Below are 14,111 nucleotides of genomic sequence, written 5' to 3'. Positions count from 1 at the left end.
CGTGGTGTCGACGGTCCTCGCGTGCCCCGTGCCGGGGGAGTCCCCGGGCGGCGACCCCTACCGGCCGGTCGCGCACTTCGCGCCGGCGGAGCACTGGGCCAACGATCCCAACGGCCCGGTCTGGTACGAGGGTCGCTACCACCTGTTCTTCCAGCACAACCCCGCCGGCGACGTCTGGGGCTCGATCTCGTGGGGCCACGCCGTGAGCGACGACCTCGTGCACTGGGAGCAGCTGCCCGTCGCGATCCCCGCGACCGACGACGAGCTCGTGTTCTCCGGCACCGTCGTCGTCGACCACGGCAACACCAGCGGCCTCGGCGCCGACGGGCGGGACCCGCTCGTGGCCGTCTACACGAGCTACGACCCGGCGACGCAGGTGCAGGCCCAGTCGCTCGCCTCGAGCGCCGACGGCGGCACGACCTGGACGCGCTACCCGGGCAACCCGGTGCTCGACGTCGGCTCCCGCGAGTTCCGCGACCCCAAGGTGCTCTGGTACGCCGACGGCGGCTACTGGGTCATGCTCGTCGTCCTCGCCACCGAGCACGTCGTGCAGCTCTACCGCTCCGACGACCTGCGGTCCTGGACGCACCTCAGCGACTTCGGCCCGGCGCACGCGGTCGGCGGCGTGTGGGAGATGCCCGACCTCGTCGAGCTGCCGGTCGACGGCGACCCGGACCGCACGCGGTGGGTCCTCGTCGTGAGCCTCAACCCCGGCTCGCCGACGGGCGGGTCCGGCACGCAGTACTTCGTCGGCGACTTCGACGGCACGACGTTCACGCCCGACGACCTGCGCGACGACGACGCCGTGCCCGCCGGCGACGCGGTCGCCGCGTTCGAGGGGCCGACCTACGGCGACGGCTGGGAGACGACCGGGGGCGCGTTCGGGTCGGGCCCCGTCCCCGGCACGCTGCCGGGGCAGAACCCCGTCTCCGGGTTCGTGGGGGAGCGGGTCGTCAACAGCTTCCTCGGCGGCGACCGGTCCGTCGGGACGCTGACGTCGCCCCCCTTCCGGATCACGCGCAGCCACCTCGCGCTGCTCGTCGGCGGGGGTGACGCGCCCCACGAGCCGGGCACGGGCGACGGCGGCGCGCCGCCCGGCACGGTGCTGGGCGACTTCGAGGGCGACGGCTTCGCGGGGTGGACCGCGACGGGCACGGCGTTCGGCGACGGCCCGACGCGCGGCGACGCGCCGTGCCAGGACGGCGTCACCGGCTACCTCGGCACGGGCCTGGCGAGCTCGTACCGCAACGGCACCTCCGGGGACCCGTGCCTTCCCGTGCCCGACACCGGGACGGGCACGCTGACGTCGCCGCGGTTCACGATCACCGCCGATCACGTGAGCTTCCTCGTCGGCGGCGGCCCGCACCCGGACACCGCGGTCCGGCTCCTCGTCGACGGGCAGGTCGTGCGGTCCACGTCCGGGCCGCAGAGCGGGACGCTCGACTGGGCGTCGTGGGACGTCAGCGACCTGCGCGGGCGCGAGGCGCGGGTCGAGGTCGTCGACGCGTCCACCGCCGGGTGGGGGCACGTGCTGGCCGACCACGTCGTGCTCGGCGACGAGCCGGCGCTCCCGCGTGGGGCCGCGGCGTCCGTGGACCTCCTCGTCGACGGGAAGGTCGTGCGCAGCGCGACGGGCACCGGCTCCGAGGCGCTCGACTGGGTGTCGTGGGACGTCCGGGACCTCGTCGGGCGGGACGCCCGCCTGCGCGTCGTCGACTCGGCGACCGGGCCGTGGGGGCACGTGCTGGTCGACCACGTCGTCGCGACCGACGCGACCGTCCCGCGCCGGCTCGAGCGCTACGACTGGATGGACCACGGGAGCGACTTCTACGCGCCGCTGACGTTCGCCGAGCACCCCGACGGCGAGGCCGTCGCGATCGGCTGGATGAGCAGCTGGACGTACGCCGCCTCGACGCCGACGACGGGCTGGCGTGGGGCCATGACGCTGCCGCGCCGGCTGTCGCTCCGGACCGTCGACGGCCGGGTCCGGCTCGTCCAGCTCCCCGCCCCCGAGGCGTCGGCCCTCGCGAGCGAGCCGCGGTGGACCGTGCGCGACGTGCCGCTCGACGACGCATCGGTGCCCCTGCCGCGCGCGGCGGGGGACGCGCTCCTGCTCACGGCCGAGCTCGACGTCGGCACCGCGAACGAGGTGGGGCTGCACGTGCGCGGCAAGGAGGGGCAGCGCACCGTCGTCGGCTACGACGCGGCCACCGGGCGCCTGTTCGTCGACCGGCGGGCGTCGGGCGTGGTCGACCTGCACCCCGCGTTCCCGGCGGTGCACTCCGCGCCCGTCGAGGTCGCGGACGGGCGCGTGCGGCTCACGGTCGTGGTCGACCGGTCGTCGGTCGAGGTGTTCGCGCAGGACGGCCTCGTCACCATCACGGACCTCGTCTTCCCGGACGCGGACGCACACGGCGTCGCGGCGTACGCGGAGGGTGGTCGCGCGGTCCTGCGGTCGCTGGAGGTGCGCCGCCTGGGCTGACGCGGCGTCGCGCACCCGTCCGACGTCACGCGGTCCGCACCCGCCGGAGCGGGGCCGCGCGGGCCGCACCACCCCGCCCGGGTCGGGGGTGCGTCACGCGCTGCCGCGGCGTCGGGGGGCGATCTCGCCCGAGCCGCGCACCACGAGCCGCGTCGCGAGCACGGTCTGCGTCGACGGGAGCGACCGGTCCTCCAGGCGCGCGAACACGCGCTCGGCCGCCGCGCGCCCGATCGCCACCGGGTCCTGCGCGACGACCGTGACGGCGGGGTCGAGCAGGTCCGCGAGGGCGAAGTCGTCGAAGCCCACCACGGCGACGTCGTGCTGCATCCCGAGGGACCGCAGCGCGCGGATCGCGCCGATCGTGACGAGGTTCTGGCTCGTGAACAGCGCCGTGGGCGGGTCGTCGGAGCGCAGCAGGCGGAAGGTCGCGTCGAACGCGAGCTCGACCGTGTGCAGGTCCTGGACGACGAGCTGGTCGTCCGCGGGGACGCCCGCCTCGGCGGCGGCCTGGCGGAACCCGTCGAGGCGCTGGGTGGCGGTCGCGATCATCGACAGGTCGCCCAGGTGCGCGATCCGTCGGTGGCCGCGGCGCAGCAGGTGCGCGGTCGCGCCGCGGGCTCCCGCGACGTTGTCGACGACGACGCTGTCGACGTCGATCCCTACGGGGGCGCGGTCGACCGCGACGACGGGCGTGCCGGCGTCCATCTCCGGGCGCAGGTACGCCTGGTCGCCCCCGGTCGCCGAGAGGATCAGCCCGTCCACGCGTCGGGACACGAACGTGCCGACGAGCGCGCGCTCGCGCTGCGGGTCCTCGTCGCTGCTCGCGGACAGCACCGACACTCCGCGCGACTCGGCGACGTCCTCGACGGCGCGGTGCATCGCCGCGCAGAACGGGTTGTCGACGCTCGACAGCAGCAGGCCGATGCTCTGGGTCCGCCGGACGCTGCGGCGCAGGTTGCCTGCGAACGGGTCGGGCTGGAAGTGCAGCTCGCGCGCCGCGCGGTTGACGCGCTCGGCGGTCGCGGCGGCGACGCCCGGCTCGCCGTTGACGACGCGCGAGACGGTCTTGATGCCGACGCCGGCGCGCTCGGCGACGTCGCGCATGGTCGCCCGGGCGCGCCGGGGGGACCCGTTGGTGTCCGCCGGTTGAGACATCGTTGTCACCGGCCAACCGTAGCGTGGGCGCGAACGCTTGACGGTCCTCGGAGGCGCTGTGTAGACAGTCCGATGACAACGGTGTCAGCGGCCAGCCGGCCGCACGGTTGGAGGGGGCTCCATGACCACCACACGCAGACGTCCTTCCTCGGTCCTCGTCCCGGCAGGGCGCCGGACCCGGACCCGTATCGCGCTCGCGACCAGCACGTTCGTCGTCGCGGGGATCCTATCGACCGCGTGCTCGTCCGACTCCGGGTCCGGCTCGGGGTCCACCGCCGAGGGCTCGGACGGCGACGACAACGTCGCCGTCTCGCTCATCGTCAAGACCACGACCAACCCGTTCTTCGTCGCCATGCAGGAAGGCGCGCAGCAGGCCGCCGACGCCGAGGGCGTCGACCTCACGCTCGCCGCGGGCCGCGAGGACGGCGACGAGGACACGCAGATCCAGGCCATCGAGAACGCGATCTCGCAGGGCCAGGACGGCATCCTCATCACGCCCAACGGCCCCGCGGTCGTCGACGCCGTCGAGCGGGCGCGCGAGGCCGGGCTCTACGTCATCGCGCTCGACACCCCGCCCGAGCCCGCGGACGCGGTCGACATCACGTTCGCGACCGACAACGTCGACGCGGGCCGCCGCATCGGCGAGTGGACCGCCGCGACGCTCGGGGGCGAGGACGCCGTCATCGCGCTCCTCGACCTGTTCGACGACCGCATCGTCAGCGTCGACCACTCCCGCGACCAGGGCTTCCTCGAGGGCATGGGGATCGACACCGCCGACGACCAGGCCAACGGCGACGAGGCGAAGACGGGCGACTACTCGGGCGGCAGCTACACGATCGTCTGCAACGAGGCGACCGGCGGCGCGGAGGACGGCGGCGCGACCGCGATGGAGAACTGCCTGTCGCAGAACCCCGACGTCAACGTCGTCTACACGATCAACGAGCCCGCCGCGTACGGCGCCTCGCAGGTGCTCGAGAGCGCCGGGAAGTCGCCCGACGACGTGCTCCTCGTCTCGGTCGACGGCGGCTGCGCCGGCGTCGGGTACGTCGAGAAGGGCATCCTCGACGCGACCTCGCAGCAGTACCCGGTGCGCATGGCCGAGGAGGGCGTCCAGGCGATCGCGCAGCTCGCCCGCACCGGGGAGAAGCCCGAGACCACCGACGGGCTCGACTTCTTCGACACCGGCGTCGCGCTCGTGACCGACGAGCCGGCCGAGGGCGTCGAGAGCATCACGTCCGCCGACGCGAAGGAGATCTGCTGGGGCTGAGCCCCGGGCGGCGACCGGGCCCCGCACCCGGTCGCCGCCGTCCGCCGATCCCGCACCCGGAGGAGGAGTCGTGACCTCACGTACCGTCCCGCCGTCGGCCGCACCCGCGCCCGCCGCCCCCCAGCCGCACGTCGCCGACGAGTTCCTGCGTCGGCAGTCCGCCACCAGCCGCATCCAGTCGGTCCTGCACCGGCACCCCGCCCTCAGCCCGGCCCTCGTGCTCGCGCTGTCCGTCGTCGTCTTCGGGCTGCTCAACGACCGCTTCCTGCGGCCCGAGAACCTGTCGCTCGTCACCCAGCAGGTCGCGGTGGTCGGCGCGCTCGCCGTGGGCCAGACGCTCATCATCCTCACCGCGGGGATCGACCTGTCCGTCGGCGCGATCATGGTCCTGTCGTCGATGGTCATGGCCCAGACCGCCGTCGCGAACGGCCTGCCCGGCCCCGTCGCGCTCGCGGTCGGGCTCGCCGTCGGGCTCGTCGCCGGTGCGGTCAACGGCCTCCTCGTGACACGGCTCAAGCTGCCGCCCTTCATCGTCACGCTCGGCACGCTCAACGTGTTCCTCGCGCTCACGCTGCTCTACTCGAAGGGCGCGACCGTCCGCGGCGGCGAGCTGCCGTCGCTGCTCACCTGGACCGGCGAGGCGTTCACCGTCGGCGGCGTGCGCGTGACCGTCGGCGTGCTCGTCATGCTCGCGATGTACGCGGTCGTCGCGTACGCGCTCGGCCGCACCGCGTGGGGCCGGCACGTCTACGCGGTCGGCGACGACAAGGAGTCCGCCGCGCTCGCCGGCATCCGCGTGCCACGCGTGCTGCTCAGCGTCTACGTCACCGCGGGCGGGCTGTTCGCGCTCGCGGGCTGGATCCTCGTCGGCCGCATCAACGCCGCGAGCCCGAACGCGGCGGCCGAGGCGAACCTCGACTCGATCACCGCGGTCGTCATCGGCGGCACGAGCCTGTTCGGCGGCCGCGGCGCGGTGTGGGGCAGCCTGCTCGGCGCGCTCATCGTCGGCGTGTTCCGCAACGGGCTGTCGCTCGCGGGCGTCGACGTGCTCTACCAGACGCTCGCCGTCGGCGTGCTCGTCATCGTCGCGGTCGCGGTCGACCAGTGGATCCGGAAGGAGCGTGCGTGATGACCCAGGACAGCGCAGGGACGCCCGTGCTGCAGGCGACGGGCCTCGTCAAGACGTTCGGGCGCGTCGTCGGCCTCGACGGCGTCGACCTCGAGCTCTACCCGGGCGAGGTGCTCGCGATCATCGGCGACAACGGCGCCGGCAAGTCCACCCTGGTCAAGTGCCTGTCCGGCGCGTACACGCCGGACCAGGGTCAGCTGCTCCTCCAGGGGCGCCCCGTGACGTTCCACGGGCCGCAGGAGGCGCGCGCCGCGGGCATCGAGACGGTCTACCAGAACCTCGCCGTCTCGCCGGCGCTCGACATCGCGAGCAACCTCTACCTCGGCCGCGAGCAGCGTCGCAGCGGCGTGCTGGGCTCGGTGTTCCGGATGCTCGACACGGCGGGCATGCGCGAGCGGTCCGAGCAGCAGCTCAAGGCGCTGGGCATCAGCACCCTCCAGGACGTCACGCAGGCGGTGGAGACCCTGTCCGGCGGGCAGCGTCAGGCGGTCGCCGTGGCGCGGGCCGCGGCGTTCGGGTCGAAAGTCGTGATCCTCGACGAGCCGACCGCGGCGCTCGGCGTCCGGGAGTCGGGCCAGGTGCTCCAGCTCGTGCGCGACCTGCGCGAGCGCGGGCTGCCCGTGATCCTCATCAGCCACAACATGCCGCACGTCTTCGAGGTGGCGGACCGGATCCACGTCCAGCGGCTCGGCCGCCGGGCGGCGGTCATCACGCCGGAGACGCACTCGCCGAGCGAGGCGGTCGCCCTGATGACGGGTGCGCTCGCGGCCTGACCCGCCCCGCGGGCCCGGCCGGGGCCGTCCATGCGGCACGACGCGTGGACGGCCCCGGTGCTGCGCCGGGCCGGGTCCGCACACCGTCGGGCGACGGTCCGCCGTGCCACGGGCTCCGCCCGTCGACCTGCGTCGTCCGGTCAGACCGTTCCGCCCCCGCCTGCTCGAGGTCGACGCCCGCCATGACGAAGGTGACCTACCGCCTCGTCGACGGCACGCGCGTCACCTTGCGGCACGTGAACGGCGACGACGACGAGGACGTCACGGTGAGCGCCGACGCCCCGACCGTCACGCACGCCCTCGTCCCCGTCGCCGAGCCGACCCCGCCCGGCCAGCCGCCGGGCCGCGAGCCGCAGGCCTGACGCGGACCGCTCGCCCCGCGGGGCGTCGCGACGGTGAGGTCAGGCGCCGACGTACGTCGCGAGGTGCTGCCCCGTGAGCGTCGAGCGGTCCGCGACCAGGTCGGCCGGGGTGCCCTCGAAGACGACCCGACCTCCGTCGTGGCCCGCGCCGGGGCCGAGGTCGATGATCCAGTCCGCGTGCGCCATCACGGCCTGGTGGTGCTCGATGACGATGACGGACTTCCCGGAGTCGACGAGCCGGTCGAGCAGGCCGAGCAGCTGCGCGACGTCGGCGAGGTGCAGGCCGGTCGTCGGCTCGTCGAGCACGTAGATGCAGCCCTTCTCGCCCATCTGCGTCGCGAGCTTGAGCCGCTGCCGCTCGCCGCCCGACAGCGTCGTCAGCGGCTGGCCGAGCGTGAGATAGCCGAGGCCGACGTCGGTGAGCCGGTCGAGGATCGTGTGCGCGGCGGGCGTGCGCGCGTCGCCCGCGCCGAAGAACTCCTCGGCCTCGGTCACGGGCATCGCGAGGACCTCGGCGATGTTCTTCCCGCCGAGCGTGTACTCCAGGACGCTCGCCTGGAAGCGGCGCCCCTCGCACTCCTCGCACGTCGACTCGACCGTCGCCATCACGCCGAGGTCGGTGTAGATCACGCCGGCGCCGTTGCACGTCGGGCACGCGCCCTCGGAGTTCGAGCTGAACAGCGCGGGCTTGACCCCGTTGGCCTTCGCGAACGCCTTGCGGATCGGGTCGAGCAGGCCGGTGTACGTCGCGGGGTTGCTGCGCCGCGAGCCGCGGATCGCGCCCTGGTCGACGACGACGACGTCGTCCCGCTTCGCGACCGACCCGTGGATGAGCGAGCTCTTGCCCGACCCGGCGACGCCCGTGACGACGCACAGCACGCCGAGCGGCACGTCGACGTCGACGTCCCGGAGGTTGTGCGTCGACGCGCCGCGCACCTCGAGCGCGCCCTGCGGCGCGCGGACGTCCGCCTTGAGCGTCGCGCGGTCGTCGAGGTGCCGGCCCGTGATCGTGCCGCTGGACCGCAGGCCCTCGACGGTGCCCTCGAAGCAGATCGTCCCGCCGCCGGTCCCTGCCCCGGGACCCAGGTCGACGACGTGGTCCGCGATCGCGATCGCCTCGGGCTTGTGCTCGACGACGAGCACCGTGTTGCCCTTGTCGCGCAGCTGGAGCAGCAGCTCGTTCATGCGCTGGATGTCGTGCGGGTGCAGCCCGATGGTCGGCTCGTCGAAGACGTACGTGACGTCGGTGAGCGACGACCCGAGGTGCCGGATCATCTTGGTGCGCTGCGCCTCGCCGCCCGACAGCGTGCCCGCCGGGCGGTCGAGCGAGAGGTAGCCGAGGCCGATCTCGGTGAACGAGTCGAGCAGGTGCTGGAGCCCGGCGAGCAGCGGCGCGACGGTCGGCTCGTCCAGCCCGCGCACCCACTGCGCGAGGTCGCTGATCTGCATCGCGCACACGTCGGCGATGTTCTTGCCCGCGATCCGCGAGGACCGGGCCTCGGCCGCGAGGCGCGTGCCCTCGCACTCGGGGCACGTCTGGAACGTCACGGCCTTCTCGACGAACGCGCGGACGTGCGGCTGCATCGCGTCGACGTCCTTGGACAGCAGCGACTTCTGGATCTTCGGGATCAGGCCCTCGTACGTGATGTTGATGCCCTCGACCTTGATCTTGGTCGGCTCCTTGTAGAGCAGGTCGTCGAGCTCGCGCTTCCCGTAGTCCTTGATGGGCTTGTCGGGGTCGAAGAACCCGCTGCCGCGGAAGATGCGCCCGTACCAGCCGTCCATCGTGTACCCCGGGACGGTCAGCGCGCCCTCGTTGAGCGACTTGCTGTCGTCGTAGAGCGCCGTCCGGTCGAAGTCGGTCACCGACCCCATGCCCTCGCACCGCGGGCACATGCCGCCGAGCATCGAGAACTCCGCCTTCTCGGCCTTGGTGCGGTCGCCGCGCTGGACCGTGATCGCGCCGCTGCCCTTCACGGACGGCACGTTGAACGAGAACGCGTTGGGCGACCCGATGTGCGGCTGCCCGAGGCGGCTGAACAGGATCCGGAGCATCGCGTTCGCGTCGGTCGCGGTGCCCACGGTGGAGCGCGGGTTGGAGCCCATGCGCTCCTGGTCGACGATGATCGCCGTCGTCAGGCCCTCGAGCCGGTCGACCTCCGGGCGCGCGAGCGACGGCATGAACCCCTGCACGAACGCGCTGTACGTCTCGTTGATCATGCGCTGCGACTCCGCGGCGATCGTCGCGAACACCAGCGACGACTTGCCCGACCCCGAGACGCCGGTGAACACCGTGAGGCGCCGCTTCGGGATCTCGAGGGTGACGTCCTTGAGGTTGTTCTCCCGCGCCCCGTGCACGCGGATGAGGTCGTGGCTGTCCGCGACGTGCGACGCGGTCGGTGCGGTGCTCGTGGCGGTGCTCATGGGAACTCCCTGGGGACGCGAGGGGGGTCGGGACCGATCTAACCAGCCGGGTCCGACGCGCACGGGCGACCCGCGCGCAGGGTCGCTGCGGCGGGTCGCCGGGGGTGGGGTGCTCGGGGGGTGCGGGCGGTGCGACGCCCGGGAGGGTCGGACGGTCAGCCGACCTGGTTGAAGCGGAGCTGGTTGCCGGCCGGGTCGCGGAACGCCGCGTCGCGGATGCCGTACGGCTGGTCCGTCGGCTCCTGGACGACCTCGGCACCCGCGGCCTGGAGCGTGTCGAACGTCGCGTCGAGGTCCGGCGTGGCGAGCACGAGCGTCGCGTACGTGCCCTTCGCCATCATCTCGGTGATGGTCCGCTTCTCGTCGTCGGTGACGCCCGGGTCGGCCGCCGGCGGGTAGAGGACGATCGACGTGCCCGGCTGGCCGGCGGGACCGACCGTGATCCAGCGCATGTCGCCGTAGCCGACGTCGTTGCGGACCTCGAAGCCCAGCACGTCGCGGTAGAACGCGAGCGCGGTGTCGGGGTCGTCGTGGGGGAGGAACGTGTTCGCGATGGTGATGTCCATGCCGGTCACGCTAGGTGCGGCTCCGACGGCGTCGCTTCTCGATTCCTGACCGGTCGCGTCACCTGCTTCGCGACGCACGACGGCATGCCCGCGGTGCTGTGCTCGGCCGACCCGCGGTACACGCTCGGCGGCACGCCCACCAGCTCGGTGAACCGCGTCGAGAACGTCCCGAGCGACTGGCACCCGACCGCGAAGCAGACCTCCGTGACCGTCAGGTCGCCACGCCGCAGCAGCGCCATCGCGCGCTCGATCCGCCGCGTCATGAGGTATGCGTAGACCGACTCGCCGTACGCCGCCTTGAACTGCCGGCTCAGGTGGCCCGCCGACATGTGCGCGCCGCGCGCGAGCGCCTCGACGTCGAGCGGCTGCGCGTACTCCCGGTCGATCCGGTCGCGCACCCGGCGGAGCCGCGCGAGGTCGCTGCGGCGCTGCTCGGCGTCGGCCCTGCTGGTCACGAGGCCGATGCTGCCACGTCCGCGCCCCCGCGTCCGCCCCTGGACGACACCGCGTGCGCGGCCGCGCGACGGGCGCCGAGGCTGCCCAGCGCCTGGACCGTGGGCGACCGCAGCGCCGGTCGGGGCCTATCTTGGCCCGGTGACTGCACCGCTTCCCCCGCGCGACGTGCGTCGCGGCCTCGCCCGGCACGACGTCCCCGAGCCGCTGCGGAACGACGTCCGCGTCCTCGGCGAGTTCCTCGGCCGGGTGCTGCGCGAGTCCGTCGGCCAGGACCTGCTCGACGACGTCGAGCACCTCCGCGAGCTGGCGATCCGCGCGCACGACGAGCCCGACAGCGACGCGCTCGAGCAGGCCGAGGCCCTCGTCGCCGGCCTGTCGCTCGAGCGTGCCGAGCAGGTCGCCCGCGCGTTCACCTGCTACTTCCACCTGGCCAACACGGCCGAGGAGTACCACCGCGTCCGCGTGCTGCGCGAGCGCGAGGCGAGCCTCGAGCCGAACGACCTCGCTCCCGACGACTCCCTGCCCGCCGCGGTCGAGCGTGCGCGCGAGGAGCTCGGCGCCGGCGCGGTGCGCGAGCTCGTCCAGCGGCTCGAGTTCCGTCCCGTGCTCACGGCCCACCCGACCGAGGCCCGCCGCCGCGCGGTGTCGAACTCGATCCGCCGCATCGCCGAGCTCGTCGGGGAGCGGGACATCCGCTCGCGCGGCGGCATGTCGATCGCCGAGAACGACCGCCGCCTGCTCGCCGAGATCGAGACGCTGTGGCGCACCGCCCCGCTGCGCGCCGCCAAGCCGACGGTCCTCGACGAGGTCCGCACGGTCCTCAACGTCTTCGACTCGACGCTCGCCGACGTCCTGCCCGCGGTCTACCGGCGCCTGGACGACTGGCTCCTCGGCGACGACGCCGGCACGCAGGCACCCGAGGCCCGGCCGTTCGCACGGCTCGGCTCCTGGATCGGCGGCGACCGCGACGGCAACCCGAACGTCACCGCCGAGGTGACCCGGGCCGCCGCGACGCTCGCCTCGGAGCACGCGCTCACCGCGCTCGAGGCGTCGGCGGTCCGCACCGCCGCGGGCCTCACGCTGGGCACCGACATGACGCCGCCGTCGGCCGAGCTCGCCGCGCTGTGGCAGCGCCAGCGCCTGCTCTCGGAGGAGGTCACCGCGCGCGTCGCGGGCGAGGCGCCCAACGAGCCGCACCGCCGCGTCGTGCTCGTCCTCGCCGAGCGCATCGCCGCGACCCGTCGCCGGGACGCCGACCTCGCCTACGGCTCGCCCCAGGAGCTCGAGGCCGACCTGCTCGTCGTGCAGCGCTCGCTCGTCGAGGCAGGCGCGTCGCGCTCGGCGTACGGCGACCTGCAGCGCCTGCTGTGGCAGGTCCAGACCTTCGGCTTCCACCTCGCCGAGCTCGAGGTGCGCCAGCACTCGCAGGTGCACGAGTCGGCGCTCGCGGACATCGAGGCGAACGGCGTCGACGGCACCCTGGAGCCGCGCACGCTCGAGGTGCTCGACACGTTCCGCGCGCTCGGCACCGTGCAGCGCCGCTTCGGCATCGCGGCAGCGCGCCGCTACATCGTGTCGTTCACGCAGTCCGCCGAGCACCTCGCGGCCGTCTACCGCCTCGCCGAGCTCGCGTACGGCGGGCCCGACGACGTCCCGGTGATCGACGCGATCCCGCTCTTCGAGACCTTCGCGGACCTCGAGGCGAGCGTCGACATCCTCGAGGGCGCGCTCGCGATCCCGCAGGTGCAGAAGCGCCTCGCGGAGAACGGGCGCCGCGTCGAGGTCATGCTCGGCTACTCCGACTCCTCGAAGGACGTCGGCCCGGTCTCCGCGACGCTCGCGCTCGACACCGCGCAGCAGCGGATCACCGAGTGGGCCCGCAAGCACGACATCGTGCTCACGCTCTTCCACGGTCGCGGCGGCGCGCTCGGGCGCGGCGGCGGCCCCGCCAACCGCGCGGTGCTGGCCCAGCCCCCGGGCTCGGTCGACGGCCGGTTCAAGCTCACCGAGCAGGGCGAGGTCATCTTCGCCCGCTACGGCGACCCGGTCATCGCCGCGCGGCACATCGAGCAGGTCGTCGCCGCGACGCTCCTCGCGAGCACGCCGTCGGTCGAGCAGCGCAACGCCGCCGCCTCCGAGCGGTTCGCGGACCTCGCGAAGCAGCTCGACGTCGCGTCCCGCACGCGGTTCCACGAGCTCGTGAAGGCCGAGGGCTTCCCGCAGTGGTTCGCCGAGGTCACCCCGCTCGAGGAGGTCGGCCTGCTGCCGATCGGCTCGCGGCCGGCCCGTCGTGGCCTGTCGGTGTCGTCGCTCGACGACCTGCGCGCGATCCCGTGGGTGTTCTCCTGGTCGCAGGCGCGCATCAACCTCGCGGGCTGGTACGGGCTCGGCACGGCGCTCGACGCCGTCGGCGACCTCGACGAGCTCCGTGCGGCGTACGCGCAGTGGCCGCTGTTCACGACGATGATCGACAACGTCGAGATGTCGCTCGCCAAGACGGACGAGCGCATCGCCGCCCGCTACCTCGCGCTCGGCGACCGTCCCGACCTCGCCGAGAAGGTGCTGTCCGAGATGGTGCTCACGCGCCGCTCGGTCCTGGCCATCACCGACAGCGACGCCGTGCTGTCGCGCCGCCGGATCCTCGGCCGCGCCGTCCAGCTGCGCAGCCCGTACGTCGACGCGCTGTCGCTGCTCCAGCTCCGCGCACTGCGCGGCCTGCGCACCGGCGACGCGACCGAGCAGGCCGACGACCTGCGTCGCCTGCTGCTGCTCACCGTGAACGGTGTCGCGGCCGGCGTGCAGAACACCGGCTGACACGCGCTCCTCGTCCGGGCGCGCTCCGGACCTGCGACGACGCCCCGTGGTCCGACGACCGCGGGGCGTCGTCGTGTCAGCTCGGGAGCGAGACGACGCGCGGCGGGTCCTCGCCGCGGGCCAGCGCGTCGAGGACGAGGCGCTCGTGCGGCACGACGGGCGCCGGGAGGTCGGCGAGCGGGAACCACGCGAGGTCCTCGGCCTTGTCCTCCTCGCGACGCGACGGGTCGCCCGTCCACGTCCGGGCCTCGAAGAACACGTCGACGCGCTGCTCGACGGCTGGGCCGCCGCGCTCGAACCGGTGCAGCGTCGTGAGCGGGCGCAGGTCGTCGACGCGCACGGTGACGCCGGCCTCCTCGGCAGCCTCGCGGACCGCCGCCTCGTGCACCGACTCGCCCGGGTCGACGTGGCCGGCCAGCACCGCCCAGTGCCCGTCGCGGTAGCCCGTGCCCCGACGCAGCTGCAGCAGCACCTCGTCGCCGCGGCGCAGGACGACGTACGCGGCGGCGACCAGCAGCGTGCGGTGGCCGAGGTGGTCGTCGGCGGCGTACTGCTCGTCCAGGGTGGGCGTCGCGTCGTCCGGGGTGGGCGTCGCGCGTGCGACGCCGTCGGGCGCGGGAGCGGGCGACGCGGGCTCGTCGGCGGGGGAGTGCGGCATGCGGGGCAGTCTGGCACCCGGGGGT

Annotated in this window: 11 protein-coding genes; 6 read left to right on the top strand and 5 right to left on the bottom strand. The window is 74.0% G+C overall.

What is annotated here, in order from left to right; genetic code table 11:
• Positions 1-4: 4 nt before the first annotated feature.
• The gene (locus tag GXP71_RS08950; protein WP_238402694.1) at positions 5-2,482 is read left to right on the top strand and encodes a GH32 C-terminal domain-containing protein; all 2,478 of its coding nucleotides are present in this window, start codon (positions 5-7) and stop codon (positions 2,480-2,482) included.
• Positions 2,483-2,575: 93 nt separating this feature from the next.
• On the opposite strand, the gene GXP71_RS08945 is transcribed toward GXP71_RS08950, so the two are convergent.
• Positions 2,576-3,637 (bottom strand): LacI family DNA-binding transcriptional regulator, encoded by a 1,062-nt coding sequence (locus GXP71_RS08945; protein WP_238402738.1) that lies wholly within the window; start codon positions 3,635-3,637, stop codon positions 2,576-2,578.
• 121 nt (positions 3,638-3,758) lie between these two features.
• On the opposite strand from GXP71_RS08945, the gene GXP71_RS08940 reads away from it, so the two are divergent.
• From GXP71_RS08940 to GXP71_RS08925, 4 genes are all read left to right on the top strand, one after another.
• Entirely contained in the window at positions 3,759-4,904 is a 1,146-nt protein-coding gene (locus GXP71_RS08940) for a substrate-binding domain-containing protein (RefSeq protein ID WP_162352379.1), read from the top strand.
• A 70-nt stretch (positions 4,905-4,974) separates the two neighbouring features.
• Positions 4,975-6,033, top strand: coding sequence for an ABC transporter permease (locus tag GXP71_RS08935; RefSeq protein WP_162352378.1), 1,059 nt, complete (start codon positions 4,975-4,977; stop codon positions 6,031-6,033).
• Positions 6,033-6,806 (top strand): ATP-binding cassette domain-containing protein, encoded by a 774-nt coding sequence (locus tag GXP71_RS08930; RefSeq protein WP_162352377.1) that lies wholly within the window; start codon positions 6,033-6,035, stop codon positions 6,804-6,806. Before GXP71_RS08935 ends, GXP71_RS08930 begins: the two co-directional genes overlap by 1 nt.
• A 182-nt stretch (positions 6,807-6,988) precedes the next feature.
• On the top strand, positions 6,989-7,168 hold the full coding sequence (locus GXP71_RS08925) for a hypothetical protein (protein WP_162352376.1): 180 nt from the start codon (positions 6,989-6,991) through the stop codon (positions 7,166-7,168).
• Positions 7,169-7,207: 39 nt separating this feature from the next.
• Here the strand turns inward: GXP71_RS08925 and GXP71_RS08920 are convergent, their stop codons facing one another.
• From GXP71_RS08920 to GXP71_RS08910, 3 genes are all read right to left on the bottom strand, one after another.
• Positions 7,208-9,592: an excinuclease ABC subunit UvrA gene (locus tag GXP71_RS08920; RefSeq protein ID WP_162352375.1), complete on the bottom strand. Its 2,385-nt coding sequence runs from the start codon at positions 9,590-9,592 to the stop codon at positions 7,208-7,210.
• Between the two features lie 155 nt (positions 9,593-9,747).
• The gene (locus tag GXP71_RS08915) at positions 9,748-10,158 is read right to left on the bottom strand and encodes a VOC family protein (RefSeq protein ID WP_162352374.1); all 411 of its coding nucleotides are present in this window, start codon (positions 10,156-10,158) and stop codon (positions 9,748-9,750) included.
• A 5-nt stretch (positions 10,159-10,163) separates the two neighbouring features.
• Positions 10,164-10,613 (bottom strand): helix-turn-helix transcriptional regulator, encoded by a 450-nt coding sequence (locus tag GXP71_RS08910; protein ID WP_162352373.1) that lies wholly within the window; start codon positions 10,611-10,613, stop codon positions 10,164-10,166.
• 139 nt (positions 10,614-10,752) lie between these two features.
• Here GXP71_RS08910 and GXP71_RS08905 point away from each other — a divergent pair, with 139 nt between their 5' ends.
• A complete protein-coding gene (locus GXP71_RS08905) occupies positions 10,753-13,428 on the top strand; it encodes a phosphoenolpyruvate carboxylase (protein ID WP_162352372.1) in 2,676 nt (891 codons plus the stop codon).
• A 76-nt stretch (positions 13,429-13,504) separates the two neighbouring features.
• On the opposite strand, the gene GXP71_RS08900 is transcribed toward GXP71_RS08905, so the two are convergent.
• Positions 13,505-14,086, bottom strand: coding sequence for an NUDIX domain-containing protein (locus GXP71_RS08900; RefSeq protein ID WP_162352371.1), 582 nt, complete (start codon positions 14,084-14,086; stop codon positions 13,505-13,507).
• Positions 14,087-14,111: the final 25 nt, after the last annotated feature.

Source organism: Cellulomonas sp. H30R-01 (genome assembly GCF_010119915.1).
Taxonomy (GTDB): domain Bacteria; phylum Actinomycetota; class Actinomycetes; order Actinomycetales; family Cellulomonadaceae; genus Cellulomonas; species Cellulomonas algicola.
This window is presented reverse-complemented; position numbering and strand designations above follow the sequence as displayed.